This is a genomic window from Streptomyces sp. NPDC002640 (genome assembly GCF_053592575.1).
Window position 1 is genome coordinate 241,236 of the sequence record NZ_JBSFVZ010000005.1, and the last position, 15,119, is coordinate 256,354.

At 68.3% G+C, this 15,119-nt stretch carries 16 protein-coding genes; 13 read left to right on the top strand and 3 right to left on the bottom strand.

Annotation, left to right across the window (positions count from 1 at the left end; genetic code table 11):
* Window positions 1-88 precede the first annotated feature (88 nt).
* A complete protein-coding gene (locus tag ACWD3O_RS09560) occupies window positions 89-1,357 on the top strand; it encodes a hypothetical protein (RefSeq protein ID WP_451415444.1) in 1,269 nt (422 codons plus the stop codon).
* Window positions 1,358-1,534: 177 nt separating this feature from the next.
* On the opposite strand, the gene ACWD3O_RS09565 is transcribed toward ACWD3O_RS09560, so the two are convergent.
* Window positions 1,535-2,701: an MFS transporter gene (locus tag ACWD3O_RS09565; RefSeq protein WP_451415445.1), complete on the bottom strand. Its 1,167-nt coding sequence runs from the start codon at window positions 2,699-2,701 to the stop codon at window positions 1,535-1,537.
* 386 nt (window positions 2,702-3,087) lie between these two features.
* Here ACWD3O_RS09565 and ACWD3O_RS09570 point away from each other — a divergent pair, with 386 nt between their 5' ends.
* The 4 genes from ACWD3O_RS09570 to ACWD3O_RS09585 all read left to right on the top strand — a co-directional run bounded on the left by ACWD3O_RS09570 (window position 3,088) and on the right by ACWD3O_RS09585 (window position 5,737).
* Window positions 3,088-4,005 (top strand): hypothetical protein, encoded by a 918-nt coding sequence (locus tag ACWD3O_RS09570; protein WP_451415446.1) that lies wholly within the window; start codon window positions 3,088-3,090, stop codon window positions 4,003-4,005.
* A 241-nt stretch (window positions 4,006-4,246) separates the two neighbouring features.
* Window positions 4,247-4,513, top strand: coding sequence for a hypothetical protein (locus ACWD3O_RS09575; RefSeq protein ID WP_451415447.1), 267 nt, complete (start codon window positions 4,247-4,249; stop codon window positions 4,511-4,513).
* A 92-nt stretch (window positions 4,514-4,605) separates the two neighbouring features.
* Window positions 4,606-5,202, top strand: coding sequence for a DUF262 domain-containing protein (locus tag ACWD3O_RS09580; RefSeq protein ID WP_332758443.1), 597 nt, complete (start codon window positions 4,606-4,608; stop codon window positions 5,200-5,202).
* Between the two features lie 64 nt (window positions 5,203-5,266).
* A complete protein-coding gene (locus ACWD3O_RS09585; protein ID WP_451415448.1) occupies window positions 5,267-5,737 on the top strand; it encodes a hypothetical protein in 471 nt (156 codons plus the stop codon).
* Between the two features lie 49 nt (window positions 5,738-5,786).
* Here the strand turns inward: ACWD3O_RS09585 and ACWD3O_RS09590 are convergent, their stop codons facing one another.
* Window positions 5,787-5,993, bottom strand: a complete 207-nt coding sequence (locus ACWD3O_RS09590) for a helix-turn-helix domain-containing protein (protein ID WP_451415449.1) — start codon at window positions 5,991-5,993, stop codon at window positions 5,787-5,789.
* Window positions 5,994-6,388: 395 nt separating this feature from the next.
* On the opposite strand from ACWD3O_RS09590, the gene ACWD3O_RS09595 reads away from it, so the two are divergent.
* The 7 genes from ACWD3O_RS09595 (at window position 6,389) to ACWD3O_RS09625 (ending at window position 12,126) form a co-directional block, all read left to right on the top strand.
* Entirely contained in the window at window positions 6,389-7,336 is a 948-nt protein-coding gene (locus ACWD3O_RS09595) for a hypothetical protein (RefSeq protein ID WP_451415450.1), read from the top strand.
* A 232-nt stretch (window positions 7,337-7,568) separates the two neighbouring features.
* Complete coding sequence (locus tag ACWD3O_RS09600) at window positions 7,569-7,970, top strand: hypothetical protein (protein WP_451415451.1); 402 nt, start codon at window positions 7,569-7,571, stop codon at window positions 7,968-7,970.
* A 317-nt stretch (window positions 7,971-8,287) separates the two neighbouring features.
* Window positions 8,288-8,950: a hypothetical protein gene (locus ACWD3O_RS09605; protein ID WP_451415452.1), complete on the top strand. Its 663-nt coding sequence runs from the start codon at window positions 8,288-8,290 to the stop codon at window positions 8,948-8,950.
* A 218-nt stretch (window positions 8,951-9,168) separates the two neighbouring features.
* On the top strand, window positions 9,169-9,717 hold the full coding sequence (locus tag ACWD3O_RS09610) for a hypothetical protein (protein ID WP_451415453.1): 549 nt from the start codon (window positions 9,169-9,171) through the stop codon (window positions 9,715-9,717).
* A gap of 285 nt (window positions 9,718-10,002) precedes the next feature.
* The gene (locus tag ACWD3O_RS09615) at window positions 10,003-10,599 is read left to right on the top strand and encodes a TerD family protein (protein WP_451415454.1); all 597 of its coding nucleotides are present in this window, start codon (window positions 10,003-10,005) and stop codon (window positions 10,597-10,599) included.
* 290 nt (window positions 10,600-10,889) lie between these two features.
* The gene (locus ACWD3O_RS09620) at window positions 10,890-11,408 is read left to right on the top strand and encodes a hypothetical protein (protein ID WP_451415455.1); all 519 of its coding nucleotides are present in this window, start codon (window positions 10,890-10,892) and stop codon (window positions 11,406-11,408) included.
* A gap of 397 nt (window positions 11,409-11,805) precedes the next feature.
* On the top strand, window positions 11,806-12,126 hold the full coding sequence (locus ACWD3O_RS09625) for a hypothetical protein (RefSeq protein ID WP_451415456.1): 321 nt from the start codon (window positions 11,806-11,808) through the stop codon (window positions 12,124-12,126).
* Window positions 12,127-12,263: 137 nt separating this feature from the next.
* On the opposite strand, the gene ACWD3O_RS09630 is transcribed toward ACWD3O_RS09625, so the two are convergent.
* A complete protein-coding gene (locus tag ACWD3O_RS09630) occupies window positions 12,264-12,437 on the bottom strand; it encodes a hypothetical protein (RefSeq protein ID WP_351867395.1) in 174 nt (57 codons plus the stop codon).
* A gap of 216 nt (window positions 12,438-12,653) precedes the next feature.
* On the opposite strand from ACWD3O_RS09630, the gene ACWD3O_RS09635 reads away from it, so the two are divergent.
* Window positions 12,654-14,948 (top strand): Helicase associated domain protein, encoded by a 2,295-nt coding sequence (locus ACWD3O_RS09635; RefSeq protein WP_451415457.1) that lies wholly within the window; start codon window positions 12,654-12,656, stop codon window positions 14,946-14,948.
* Window positions 14,949-15,119: the final 171 nt, after the last annotated feature.

Genomic DNA, 15,119 nt, shown 5'->3' on the forward strand with positions numbered 1-15,119 from the left:
GTATGCCCCGGTCCGCTTCTTCCCTGTTCAGTCCGCTCCAACGAGACCGCGCCGGTGGAGAGCGCGGCAGGAAATCACGGGGAGCGACATGAGCACGGGCATGGTCAGGCAGCAGGCTTACGGAGCACGTTGGACGCCGCCTCAGCCTGCCCTGCTCCCCACTTGGCTGCAGCGCCAGGAACGCTTCACCCGCTCGAACATCTGCCTGGAGGAACTGGCCATGGCCATCCGCCAGGGTGGCTGGTCCGTCCTTCCCGTCCCGGATGTGCCGAACCTGGGCGCATGCGAGACCGCCGATTGGGCAGCGAAGGTGCTGGCCAGCCAGGAGTCCCTGCGGCTGGAGCAGGCTCGCACCTACTCCTTCGGGTCGAACGCCACCGGCATGGCCGTAGCAGCGGCGGCCGGATCGCCTCCGAAGGAGAAGATCACCGCCTCTCGGCTCCCTAGCCCTTCAGGCTTGATCGTGTTCGCTGATCCGATCGGCCACCACTCCAAGCCCGTGACGGCGGCTGACGGCCGCGTGGTGGAACTGCACACCCCGATCGTCGCCGCTTCCTGGTCCCTGTGGGGGCGCGAGCAGATGGAACACCTCGGCCCCGAGCATCCCATCGCGTGGCTGTGCCGGGAAGAATCCGGGGAACCCGCCCGCCTTCCTCAGACGATGCGGGCGATATGGGTCACCTTCTACTCTGCGCGGCCGGGCGACATCCCGGACCTTCCCGACGAGGCTCCGGTCGCCATGATGAACGGGGTGCCGGTGACGGCCGCGATGGCCCGCGCCCGCGACGCAGTGTTCTCCCGCCAGTACACCGACCTGTGGGGGCCTCTGCGGTGGCATGACGAGGCGCTGCTGCCGATCGGGGAGCGCTTCGAGGAACAGCCCCAGCCAGGCGCTCACGACTGGGCCAGTGTGCTCTACACCGCATGGCAGATGATGCAGCAGCGCACAGGGGTGACCCAGCTCGTCGACATCAAGCGTCACAACGTGCTGCCGCCCGCGGCGCGGAAGAAGGCGAAGGCGAAGGCGCGGCAGTCAGGGCTTGGACCGGCCGTCGGTGACGGCGTCGTGCACGTCGTCGACCTCACCCGCGCCCGTCGACCGGCGAAGGCCGAAGCTGACCGGGACGCGGCGGCCTCCGACGGTCGACGGAAGGTGGAGTGGAAGTTCCGCTGGAAGGTGCCGCCGCACCGGCGCATGACGTGCATGAATCCGCGTCTGCACCATGACCTGCAGGACACCGAGCTTAAGCACCACGAACACCGAGAGGACCTGTTCCCGGAGGTGACGAAAGGGCCGGAGGGTAAGCCTCTTCGGACCGAGGGCGGGACGACCTACACCTACGAGGTTTCCCAGTAACACCCATCCGGCGCCGCACGCCGAGCGCGACAGAACAGATCGGCCAGTACCGCTGCAACGGATAAGCCGATCACCCCGCGAGACGCGGCCGCCCCGGCACAGGGGCGGCCGCTTCGTCGTGGAGCGCGTCTTGGGCGCCGACTCGGACCTGTCCGGCACGAAGGGAACGGCCCGCCTTCAACGTCTCAGTGCACGGCGGGTGGTGGTTGCCATGACGGCGGCCATGAGCACGGGGAGGTAGAGGGCAGTCGGCAGAGATGTCCAGGAGGCGAGCGCGCCGATCAAGGCTGGCCCCGCGAGGAGACCGAGATACCCGGTGGCCGCGACCGTGCCGACAGCACGTGGCCCTCCGCGGCCGGCGGCGGAAGTCAAGGAGGGGACGGCGGTGGACAGCCCCAGCCCCACTGCGGCCCATCCGGCCATGGCGATCGGAATTGAGTTGGAGGCCACCCCGATGGCCAGTCCTACGGCTCCGAGTCCGGCACCGATTCTGACCACGGTGACGTGTCCGTATCGGGCCAGCATCCTGTCCCCGCACAGCCGCCCAACCGCCATCGCGGCGCTGTAGACCGCGAATGCGGCGGCCGCGAGGGTTTCGGATCCGCCCAGGTCCTTGATGTGTACGGCGGACCAGTCGACGGCGGCGCCTTCACAGAGCAGGCAGGCCGCGGCGAGGGCACCCAGGAGCCACAGGCTGCGCCGGGGAAGCGCGGCTTCGTCTTCATCATCGCCGGGTGACGCGCTGGCGGGGGCGTTGAGGTGGCCTGCAGTCCGGACCGTGCGGCCGGAGGTGACGGCCGCCAGGGAGACCAGGACGCCGACAGCAGCGAACAGCAGGTCGTGTGGCAACCATGCGGTCACCGCTGTCAGCGCGGCTCCGAGGAGCGCGCCGGCGCTGTAGGCACAGTGGAACCCGGACATGATCGGACGGCCGTACGCCTGTTCGCACGTGACTGCGGAGGCGTTGGCTCCGACATCGAGCAGTCCGTGGAAGGCTCCAAACACCGCGGCGGCGAGCGACAGCGTGAGGAGCGAGCGCCCCTGTCCCAAAAGGACCAGGGAAAGGCCGAAGCCAACAGCGGGAAGGACCAGCAGGCGGGATGATCCGAGCCGGTGGGCGATGCGGCCGCCGATCAGGAGGCCTCCCACCATCCCGGCGGCGGCCGAGAGAAGAACTACGGCTAGGCCGCCGGACTGGAGATCAGCAGCAGCACGAACGGCGGGCATCCGGGCGCCCCATACGGCCATGACCACGCCCAGAGTGGCGAAGTATCCGATCAGGAGCAGCCGAGACCGCTTCGTCGAAGGAGCCATGCGGGCCGTGGAGGTCGCGATGGTCGTCACCTGCGGCCTCCATGCTCGCGGCCGTGCGGCCGCGCTCCGTCACCGGCGTGCGGCGGGGCCTGGTGTGGTGCGGGTACGGCCGCTCGAGCGGGAGCTGGCTGTTGGGCATGCCGGGAGTGTCCGCGAGCGGGACCCCGCGGGTCGGGGGCTGGAGAGCTTGGTGCGGGATGGATTGGCTGTCGCATGTCGGGATGGTGGGCCGTGAACCGGACACCCTGGTCGAGCACTTCCTTCGCCAGCCACGCAGTCCTCTCCTCCGGCCTTCACTCGTGGGTGCTGCCCGGTCTCGCGGTGGTTGGGACACCAGCGCGAGGACCGTTCAGACTGGCTGCGCTGCTCCGGCCATCGGATGTGGCATGGACCGAGACTTATTCGGGAGATTCTTCATGCTGTCGCTGGTGCCGTACGTGCCGCCGATCGCTCGTGACGCGGCGAGTTGTGTGTGCGGTGTGTCGCGTTGGTGCTTCGAAGAGGTTCTATGCCAGTCCTGCCGGAGTGCAGCAGTGGAGGAGCATGGCGAGCGCCTGACCAGGCTGTTGGCGGACATCTCGTACGACTACCGCGACATGCACCTGACGTGGTCTGCGGCCGGGGAGAGTCCGGAATCGTTCAACCCGCGGGTTCTGTTCATGGCTCCCGACGTCACAGACCCCGGCCGGGGCAAGATCCAGTTGCGCTGGTTCCACTACTGGGCGGACGACATGCTGGTGGCCGCCTGCGCCGCCGGGGCCAGTGACGAGGAGGTCCTGGCGCTCGCGGTCGCTCAGGCTCACTACGCCATCGGCACGCTCGCCGTCCACGAGGTGGGCGAATGGTTCACCTACCGGGGGAAGCAGGTCTTTCCGCCGCACCGTTCCGATCCTGGCTTTCCCGCTGACGAAGAGAACGGCCCGGACGGCAACGGAGCAGTGGTGCTGTGGCTCGCGTACGACCGCCAGAACAGCACGGCTCGTGCGCCGGGAACCTTTGCAGCACCGGCCGGCGGCTGGGAGCCGTACCTGACCGACATCGGGTCCCTGCCCGGTCAGAGGCTGAACGCCGACGATTCCGGCATCACAGTGGAAGGCCCAGGTGACGCCCCAGCTACTCGGTTCTCCTGGACCGATGCGACCACAGCCTCCTCCCTCGGAGCCAAGGATGACCGGTCGAGAACCCTGCACGCCGTGCATCAGAGCATCGTGTCCTCCGAACTCAGTGTGGTCGCCCGGCATCTACTCGTACACGGTCAGCCTGTGCTCGCGTCGGCGCCCGGCTTGGAGGGCTCGGGTTTGGCCTGGCGGTTCCATCTCACCTACGACGGATGACCCGGCGCTTCCGGAGTGGTGAACGCACCGCCCGACAGCCCCGTCAACCCGACGGCCGAGAGGATTTCGCACAGCGGCGTCCACGCGCTTCCGGAGGCTGTCCGCTTCACGGGGCAGGCTGCGCTCGTCTTGACCACCAGGACAGCGTCCGCCGCGGACCGACCGCGGCAGCGCTTCGTACGTGCCCGGCTCCCCCGAGCCTGCACCCTTCTGTCCCGAGCGGACCGATCGGAGAGCGGCCATGCCCCAGCTTCCCTACGAGACGATCACCCTGCGGGTCCTCCTCCCGTACGACCTGGACCGGACTGTTGCGGCACTCTCCGGCCGCGCTTACGACGCCCGCACGGCTGCCGGCAGCGACTTCCAGGTCCACGGCAACCTGCACGACGCCAAGACCACCCGCCTGTGGATGGCCCGAGGGGGCCCCGCTCCCCGCCCCCAGGTGCTGCTGAACGGGCTCGCACACGAGGGCCTGATCGAGGACGGTGACTACCGGATCAAGGGATAGCCAGCGGCAGGATTCGCCGCTGCTCCTGCCTGACCGGAAAGGGCGGCTTCACTCCTCCGAGTACCCCGTCCCTCGGAGCGAAAGCCCACCCCATGACTCGGCAGACACCCAGCCCCCTTGAGCACACCACCCTGAACCCGAGGGCCCGCGGGGCTCACGATCTCGTTCGCCAGGTCGAGCAAGAGCAGCTCGACGTGGACCCTCCCTACCAGCGGGGCAGTGTCTGGACGGAGGACCAGCGGGTGGCACTCGTCCGCTCTTGGATGATCGGCCTGCCCGCTGGCGTGATCATCATCAGTGATCGCGACAACCCGAACTGGGCCGCAGCCACGGAAGACGTGTACAAGGCCGGGGCGGCGATATGGGCGGCCGTCGACGGGAAGCAGCGGATCCTGACAGCGAAGCTGTGGTTCACCGATCAGTTCGCTGTTCCCGCCTCCTGGTTCGACCCGGCGGTCGTGGAGCAGACCGAGCTCACCGAGGATGGCCCCTACGTCCGCTATGGCGGGCTGAGCCAGCCCGGACGGCTCAAGTTCGACCGCCGCGCTCAGTTCCAGGTCGCCGAGTTCCGGACGGCCGGAACGATCCATGACGAGGCCGCCATGTACCTGCTCGTCAACGGCGGCGGCACGCCTCACACCGACCAGGAGATGCAGCAGGCCCGAAAAATCGCCGAGAAGAAGCCGTAGGTCCTCCGGCCAGATCAGCGCATTGAGACCATGTGGCCCGCAGCAGGGCCCTAGGCTTGCGGCCATGGAAGCGACCCCCCCGGCCGAGGCCCTGCTGCTCGTGACCGCCAGCACAGTGCCAGGAGCCGACGTGCGCAGTCTCGGCCAGCGCCTCGCCGACACCGTGGTCCACCTGCCTGGCCCCGCGGCCGCCGTCGTCGGGAGGAGCACCGTTTCGAAGGACATCGCTTCATGGGCCGCCGAGATGGGAGAGCGCCAAGGCATGGCCGGTGCGGCCGCCGATCTGGTGATGTACTTCGCGCGCCTGTGGTTCCGTCCCAGCCCAGACCTGCCGGCCGACGTTGTCGCAGTCGCGATCGCATGCCGTCAGGTGTGGGAGACCCATCTTCGCGATGTCGAACTGTCCGGGCTTACCGACGTGGTGTGCTTGCCTGCACCTGATGCGGACGCGTGGCTCCGAGGCGCATCGGGCTGCACCTCGCTCGCCAGGACCGCAGGCGCTCCTCCGGGCTTGATTCCCGAGAACGGCGCGTAACACGAGCGGGTTGCTCCACCTGGGCACTCCAACCGCACCGGCCTCCCCATCAGGTGACGGGTCGGCCTCGGGTGTCTCCGCCCCGTGAGCGCAGGGTCGTCCCGGCCTCAGTAAGCAGGAGGTGAACGAAGCCGTAGGAGCGTCCGCAGCCCTCGGCCAGGGTCCGGATCGAAGCTCCTTTGTCGTACGCCCGCCTCAAGTCGGCGCCCAGCCTCTTCCGCGCCAGTCCAGTAATCCACGCACGGCGGCCCAACACGTCGTCTTCCTCTCTCTGCGCGAACAACCTCCCGGGCGCCAGCTGTGCCCAGGAGTACGCCTACTCTCCCGGTGAGCAGCACCATTCCCGGTCTCGGACACGAGCGCCGGCTTCGTCGGCTCCAGAGAGCCTGACGGTGTGTCTTGCGGGGCAGTGGCAGACGGACTGCAGCGACACCGCCATACACCGCACTCAGGACGGTGAAGGCCCGGGGCCCGTGCCGGGAAGTACGACAGGACGCGGGTACACGGGTTGCCTGCCACGCTCCTGTTCGGCCGCGGTGCACGGCTACCCGCGACCGCCCCGGTGGCCGGCCCGCCGGATTCGGTGACCTACCCGTTCCCCGGATTCGCGACGGCTCGATGCACCGCCATGGAGCGCGGTTTCTTGCGGTCATGCCAGACAACGACCTCGCTCGTCGCCTCCGCGACCAGCTCACCGCCCACCCCACCCCGCAAGATCCTCAAGCCTGGATCACCGCCCACCTGCCCAACATCGGCCACACGGGCCGCCCCATCGATGCCGCCCGCGACGCTCTGGGCATCAGCGACGAGGACGCGGCCGCCCTACTCGATGCAGGTCTCCTACCGGAGCAGTTGCTGGCGGCGCTCGATCAGCTTTCCGACGGTGCTGCGGCGATCAACTGGGAAGCGGCGTTTGCCGCCGCCTACGGCCTCGAGGACGGTGACTTCAGCGTCACAGCCGAGCATCAAGCACGCCGCCGCGTGTGGGGAGTCACCCACGACCTGATCACTGACGGCACCAGGCGCAGCGGCAGCCGTGGGCTACCAGCCAGCGTTATGCAGTTCACTGTGGCCGGCTGGGTAGACGACTGCCTGACTAGCGGACAGGAGCCGACCTTCTGGCGTGACGAACGCGGAATCTGGCGGACCTCCAACGGGGCGCTGTACGCGCCACGGCTGACCGAGGCTGCCGTCATCTACCCCGGCAGCATGCAGGGCACCGAGGACGCGCTCGCCGCGCTCGGCGCCTCAGAACTGACCTGGGTGGGCGTCCTCGGTGACCGCCGCCTGCGCCACGCCATCGTTCCCGCCGACAAACTGAGCGTCCTCAGCCAGAGCGCGCACATTCGTACCCTCGGCACCCCGCCGCCGGACACCGTCTACACGTATCTGCACACGTCGTGGCTGCGCACAAGCGGCGACGTCTGCCAGCGCTGCGGCACGGCGGCGTTCCTCGCCCGAGCCACCGACTGGCCCGGGGCCCCGGCCCTGTGCCCCGACTGTCACGAGGCGATGAGAACCGCTCAGGCAGCCGCTGGGCACCAGTGCGCGGACGGGTGCGCGCAGCCTGTCGACCACACGGGGCTGTGCCTTCCCTGACCCGGTGTTACTCCCCAGTGCCTGACGTCGGTGTCGGGCACTGGGGAGTACCGGCCTCCCCGCACGCGGCGTCCGTCTCTGATCTGCGGGGGCGGCTGTCCTACGCGTCATGGTCGACGACACGGGACCACGAGAGGGCCATGCCTTCAGATTCGCGGTCGCTGTCGTGCCGTCCCCCGCATCCGCACCATCGCCCCTGCTTCCTCTCACACCGGACGACTAGGAGAACGACGTGGGGCTTTCCATCCGAGCAGGTCGACCGAACGGCCCGCTGCCGAGTGATCCGTTGCCGCAGTGGTCGTACGCGGGCTTCAGTCTCTTCCGCCGCGGGATCGCCAGCCACATCGGCATCAACCTCTCTCAGATGCACGGCTACGGCGGCGGCCGTCGCTGGAGCAGCGTGACCAGTCCTCTGCGTCACCTCCTGGACCACGACGACGACCGCGGTGAGCTGACGCCCGAGCAGGCGCGCGAGCTTGCCCCGGCACTGAGCGAAGCACTCGCCGAACTCGGCCGCAGTGACCCGGATGGCCTCCTGTGGGGGCCGGACGGCTACAACGGGCGCGTCGGGCGGGAGTTCGTCGACCTCCTCACGCTCTGCGCCGAAGAGGACGTCCCAGCCGTCTTCTGCTGAACCCTAAGCACCACGAGTCCGTGGCACGTCGGCTCCTGCCGTCTCATGACGAAGGCGCCGGGCAGCAGCCGCTGTCGATTCAGGTCGCCACGGACTCGTCGCCGCAGGGGGCCGGCGCGACGGGCTCGTGCCGGTTCCCTCCTGAGCCGACGGATCGGCTTGCCGTCCGCCATCGCTGCCTCCCGGGACCGGCCGCCAGCCATCAACCGTGGCGCGTCCGCGACCGAGCTGTCCTGACCGCTGCGTGAACGACTCCTGATGCCGTGTCCGCATCTGCTGACACCTTGCGTGCTGACAGACGACGAACGGAGAAGTCAGTGAACCGTGAGGAGCGACGCCGTGCCGAGCGTGCGGCGCGCAGGAACCGCAGGGGTCAGGAACCGGGGCCGTCCTTTCAGGCTCCGGCGGGTCGGATCGCCCGGGCGGCCGTGTTCTCGCCCGCCGACGAGGAGCGGCAGCGCCAGGATTTCCTGGCCGGTGGCGTGTTCGCGGACGGCGCCGGGGTGATGTTCCCCGAGGGCGATGGGCCCGGGCTGAGCCCGGTGTTCGTTGTCTACGTCCATGACGACGAGCGCACGTTCGGGCCGGCACCGCAGCTTCAGACCGCTTTCGAGCTGCTGGACGAGGTGGGGTCGGTCGCTCTGCACGAGCGTATGCCGGTGGCCACCTCCTGGTCGGGGATGAGCGGCAGCAGTCCGCTGGTCAAGCTGAAGCTCGGGTTCCCCGGGCCCCACCCTGCCAGGGGATCGGCGGACCTGGTGCTGCTCGCGGACCAGTACGCCGAGCTCTGGCAGTACATCGTCGGCGGCGGCCTGATCGGAGTTACCACGCAGCAGCGCCTGGAAAAGGCAACGCGCCATCCGGGAGCATCCTTCACGGATGGACTGGAAGCCTGCGTCCTTCTGGGGATCGGCTCTTCCCCGGTCCTCGAGCAGCTCATGCACCTGTACCGGTGGCCCCATCCCACCAGTGCCGTCTGACAGCTCTGTCCGGAACGGCTGACTCCTCAGCCACAGCGCTGTAAGGGCCGCGCCCATCCGTCGCCAGACCGGCGTGACGACCGATGCCAGGACTCCGACCAGCAGGCCAGACACCCCTTCTCCCCCACCCCGCTGACTGCCATGCGCAGGTCGGCATGACTCGCCACGCCCACCCGCCGCCCGATATGCGGCTTACATCACTCTGGAGCTGATTTCAGATGCGTAACCTGTCCTCGAACGCCCGCCGCGGGACCGCCGCCGCGCTCACGTTCGCCGCACTCGCCGGCACCTCGCTTCTCGCCGCTTCGCCGGCTTCGGCGCTCTCCTACAAGTGCACCACCAGCACGAAGTCCATCGACAACCCGGCCTACTCCGGCCCGTGGGCGGACAACTGGGACATCAAGATCAGTCTCTGCTCCGCCCGCTCCGGCTCGACGGTGTACAGCTACGCGAAGGCCTCCTGGGACGGCCCCGTCGGAGAGGTCGACGACACGTCGATCTTCAACGGCGCATACCTGCGGATCTGGATAGCCAAGTCCGTCGCCGGCACCGATCCGGTTGTCCGCAGCGGCAACTACTACGGGATCGAAGCCAAGCTGGAGAACTCCGACTACTGGGGCAACTACAACAACAGCTACACCACGCCGACGATCAGCTACCCGGCCGGGAGCGCGAAGGCGTACGTCGACGGACAGCTGAAGCTCGAATGGCGCAACGACGGCAAGGGCTACCTGAACTACGACTACAGCGCCTCGCCGACGGTTTGACCAGCTGACGGTCCTACGGCTCCCACGGTAACGGCCGACCTGAGGCCGCACAGACCAGCCACCAATCGGTGGCACGTCCGGGCACCCGCCCCCTGCGGGCGCCGAGGGCCTTCGACCGCCTCCACCGCCGGCAGGGGGCGCAGCACCACGTGCGCCCCCTGCCAGCGGTGGACCGCGCCAACGCGAATTCGCGTGGAGAAGTGCTTTGGCCATCACCGGCCTCACCTTGGCGACGTCCAAAGACGACGCGATATGGAGCGCCCCCCAGCAGTGAGCATCATCAACATGACCAAGGGCTCTGAGCCCGCCCGCATGACCAAGTCCTCCAGCATCCGGGTCCGGTGCTGGTGGGACAGCCGAACCGACTACGACCTGTACGCCCTCGTCGTCTACGCCGACGGCCGAGTCGAGACCGTCGCTACCTTCCCCGCGGAGGGCGTGCCCGCCCAGCTCGCCACAGCCGACGGGGCGGTCAAGCATCTCGGCGACGTCGGCCGCCAGACGGTCGGAGTTGCCGAGGAGATCATCGAGATCACCCTGGACGACTCGATACGCGCCGTGATCCCAGTCGCCTACTCCGCTCAGTCGAACGGCAACGGGTCCTTCTTCGAGTACCGCGTCTCCATGGAGCTCGACAACGGCCTCGGCGACCGGGTCGTCGTCACGGCGGAGAACGCCAACGACAACAGCCGCATCTACACGTGCGTACCGGGCATGCTGGAGAACACCCCGGACGGGGTGAGCGTCCACGCCCTGGAGCACTACTCCAAGCCGAGGTCCGAGAACCGGCCGCTCGTCAGCCTCGTGCGCCGAGGTCTGATGAAGAAGGCCGAGGTGGTGGCCATCGAGATGGACGCGGGGCCGCGCAACGCGTACAAGTAGCGGTCTCCCAGCAACCGCTGAGGGAGCGAGCACGCTGTTCGCGGCGTGCTCCGCCCTCGGGCGGAACGCGTTATCGAGGCGCCTGGTGGCTTGCCTAGCCACCAGGCGCCTTGGGCGTTCCGCCCGAGCTGGCCTCCAGCACCCCGCCGCCGAGACGCTGCCTGGTTCGGAACCGGCCCTCCTCTCTCCTGCTGTGCTGCCCCCTGCCGAGCGCCGCAGTCAGCGTTCTGGGCACCCAGCGGTAGGGCTCGGCAGCTACGGCTGTCCGCTTCCGGGCCTAAGTTCGCGGCGTGACAGACGATGAGGCACTCAACAATCTCCTGAAGCGGGCCTGCCTGATCTTCGACGCTCGCGCGACGCACACCGCGAGCGCCGCCGGCTCGTTCACCACCATGCACATCAACCAGCTCGCCGACGACCTGCTTGCCGCACTGGACTCATGCGAGGTTGCGGAGCGCCCCTACCTCATGGAGGGGTACCGAAGTCTGAGCTTGGCCGCAGACATTCCCCCTGGTCGGTCCTGCCAGCAGCGCGAGATGCTCGTGGATGTCGCCCGTCAGGGGCTGGCTTATGCCGTCGTCGGAAGGCGCGAAGGACGTCCGGCTACCAAGGGTGAGGCTTTGGCGCTACTCGAGGACCGGTGGACTGCCTCGATGCTGGCCTGGGCCGACTTCTTCCCACCCTCGCTGGACGAGGTCTCACCTTCCTGCAGGTGCGGCGCCGTGAGGCTCGGCTACGGGAGGTGCGGCTCCAGCGTCCATTCCGACGAGAACCGGGTGCCGGGCATCTCGGTTCAGCAGCGCATATGAGCAAGGTCCACGGGCCACGCTTCTTCTGGGCTCCGAGGCGTTCCTGTCCGCCCGGTAGGTGGTTGGCATGGCTCCAACCTCAAAGTGCCGAGGGGGATTCGCCAGAACTCGGTACCACCGCATTCGTCGAGGACCCTCTGCTCCGTAAGCGCCGGCCAAGTGCAGCGCACCCCCCAACCACTTGTGGAGACAGGAGCAGTTGTTCGTGCCCATATCAATCCGTTCCTCTACCGCTACCACCGGGAAGTCGAAGCCGATGTCGCGTCCCGTCCGTATGGCCGCTCGGATGGCAGCTGGCGTCGCCCTTCTCGCCTGCGCGCTCAGCGCCTGCGGTGGCTCCAAGGACAGCACTGTCTCCGGTGCGCGCGATGACCTTCGGATCGTCACGAAGAAGACCGTGACCGACACTCGCCCCCGGATGGTCGAGCAGTGCACTACCGGTACCAAGCGGGTCAAGCACACCTCTACGACGAAGGGGAAGACGCGCACCTGGTACACGACCGAACCGACCCGGACCTGCCGGAAGGTGCAGCAGGGCACGGAGACCTATGACCGGGTCGTCCGGCACGCGCGGTGGTGCGTCGAACTCGACGACGTCGACGGCAACACAGGCAGGGACGACGTCTGGTACGAGGTGGACTCCGCGACGTACGCCAAGGCCGCCGCCGCCGCGGAGGGCGACAAGCTCGCTTTCACCCCGCTGCGAGCTGGGTGCTGATCCGTCATTCACCGGCAGGGCCCAGGACGCGCTCCTGGGCGGCCCTGCCGATTGCGGCCAGGACGTGCCGGCCGGTCATGGAAGGCGAGTGCAGTTTCCGCTGCCCGGTGCGGCTGGCCGGCTACTGACGCCAGCCGCTAGGTCACGTCCCCGCGTCGCTCAATCAGCGCGGCTGGAACGAACGCGGTGTCCATGGTGGTGAAGTCGGGGCCGTCGCCGTAGATCAGCATCCATATCCCGTCGGCGGTCTCAACTTCCACGGCGTTCAGCGAGGACCCGGAATCCCCGAACGGCTCGACATTTCCATTCATGAGGCCAACGGTAGAAGCGCTGAGACGAACCTGCACCCATGAACACCACACTGCGCGGCTGGCCCCGTTGTCCGTCTGTCACGTCGGACAACGCCTTCAGTTCACTTGCTCATCTGGCGGCCCTGCTCGGCCGGAATTCGCGGAAACTCTGGCCGCCTCATGCACCCGGCGCACCATCGGCTCCCTTACTCAGATCACCTCGCCCACGGAGCCCGCATGTATGCCAGCCGGTCCCGCGCTTCCTCTTCTGGAAGCTCGTTCCGCTTCACCCCACGCCCTCATCAGGAGGAGGCGCTGCACGCCATCATGCGGACCGATGGGGACCGCGCACTGGTTGTGATGGCGTGCGGCACGGGCAAGTCCCTGGTGGGACGTGAAACGGCCCGAAGGCGGGCGGCCTCCTCGGTACTCGTCGCAGTGCCGACCCTCGCACTCGCCGAGCAGGTGCACCGCGGGTGGGCAGCCGACTTCCCCGGAACTCTGGACACGCTCATCGTCTGCTCGGACTCCGCGGTGGGCGGGGCGGACGTACCGGTGACCGTCGACCCCGAGCGGGTAGCGGCGTTCCTCGCTACGGCGGAGGCCGGGCGGATACGGCTGGTGATCTCGACCTATCAGTCGGTGGGGCGGATAGCCGAGGCGTACGCGGGACGTTCCCTTTCACCGCTGGACCTCATCGTTCTGGACGAGGCCCACCACACCGCTGGGCCGTCGGGGAAATCCAATGCAGTCGTGCTCGACAATGACCGGATTCCGGCGGCGTTCCGTCTGTCGCTTACGGCCACGAGTCGCATTCACGAGGGCGCGGACGGCATGGCGGATGTCATTTCGATGGACGACGAGGCGCAGTACGGCACTCGGGTTCACGAGCTAACGTTCGGCGCCGCCATCCAGCGGAACCTACTGGCCGACTACGAGGTGGCCATCGTCCTGGTCTCCGACGAGGACGTGCACGCCGCACTCCAGAAGGAGGCGACGTCCCGGACCGGCCCCGGGGACTCCTCGAAGGTGGCCGCTCAGATCGCCCTGGCGCGGGCCATGCGCGAACGTGAGCTGCGCAGCGTGATCGCCTTCCACAGCCGGGTAGACCGCTCCAAGCGCTTTTCTGCCTCCCTCGGCTCGATCGGCACCGCAGCAGCAGGCGTGACGATCACCTCTCTGCACATGGACGCCGCCACCCCGGCAGGGAAGCGCGCTGAGCAGCTGGCCATGCTGGCCGCGCCCGCCGGGGACGAACGGGTCGTCCTCAACAACGTCCGTGCCCTGACCGAGGGCGTAGACGTCAGCAGCGTCGACGGCATCTGCCTGGTCGACCCGAAGTCCTCCCAGACAGACATCGTGCAGGCTGTCGGCCGGGCGCTGAGGCTCCATCCCGAGCACGACCGTCCGGCGACGATCCTCCTCCCTGTCTACGTCGCGCCGGGCGAGAATCCGCAGGCGGTCCTGGAAGCCAGCGCCTTCCAGCATGTGTGGCGAGTCCTGGCCGCGCTCCGCGATCAGGACGAGCGCATGGACGCTGCCCTTACTGCCGCTCGCCGTCGGCTGAGCAGTGAGCCGACGGCGGACGGCATCGACGCCCAGGCGATACTGCCCGAGAAGGTCAAGATCTACGGCAGCGCGACGGTGGGGGCCCGCTTCGTGCAGGCCTTGGGCGTCCACGTCCTGGAGAACACCACCGAGGACTGGTACCGGTGGCTCGGCCTGCTGGAGCGATACGTCGCGCAGCACGGACACGCGGCTGTGCCTTTTTCCACCGAGGCCGGGAGCCTCGGGGCCTGGGCGGCTCGTCAAAGGTCTCTGCGCGCGGCTGGCAAGCTCCTGCCCCGCCGGGAGGAGCTGCTGTCAGGGCAGCCTGGATGGACGTGGAGCCTTGCCGACACCAAGCGCGAGGAAGGGCGGACGGAGCTGGAAGCGTTCGTCGCAGTCAAGGGCCACGCCAGGGTGCCGCGGGGCTTCGTCTCCCCCACGGGTTACCGGCTGGACAACTTCGTCACGCTGGCTCGCAACCGATACCGCGACAAGCTGATGGACGCCGATGAGATCGCGTACTACGAGGCCCTGCCCGGCTGGATGTGGCACGTACACGACGCGAAGTTCGAGCTCTTCCTCAAGCACCTCGACGACTTCATCAGCGAGCACGGGCATGCTCGGATCCCACAGCCGTACAAAGTGAACAAGGACGGCATCCAGTTCGCCCTCGGCCACACCGTCTCGCGGAAGCGGACGGCTTACCGCAAGGGGACACTGCCCGCCGGTCAGGCGGAGACTCTGGAACAGCGGCCCGAATGGATGTGGGACGGCCACGCTGCCGCCTGGGAGGCGAGCTTCGAGGTCCTGGCCGACTGGGCCGCCGCCCACGGCCACCTGAAGGTCCCCTTCGACGAAGCGATCGACGGCGTCGGCCTCTACCGCTGGCTGTTGAAGCAGAAGGCCCTCGTCCGCGAGGGCAAGCAGCCCGCCGAGCGGCGTCGCCGCCTGGAAGCTCTTCCCGGGTGGTCCAGCGCGGGGTGATACGCAGGCCTACGAGGTGAGGTCGCCGTGCCGCCCGCGGCCTCACCCGTTCGAGCGGAAGCTCAGCACCGTCCAGGTAAGCGACCTGCTGGCAAAGCAGTGCACACCCCGGCCGGCGTCCAGACCAGCGGGTCGAAACTGTCCGGCGGCGCCTCCCTCATGGGCAGAATG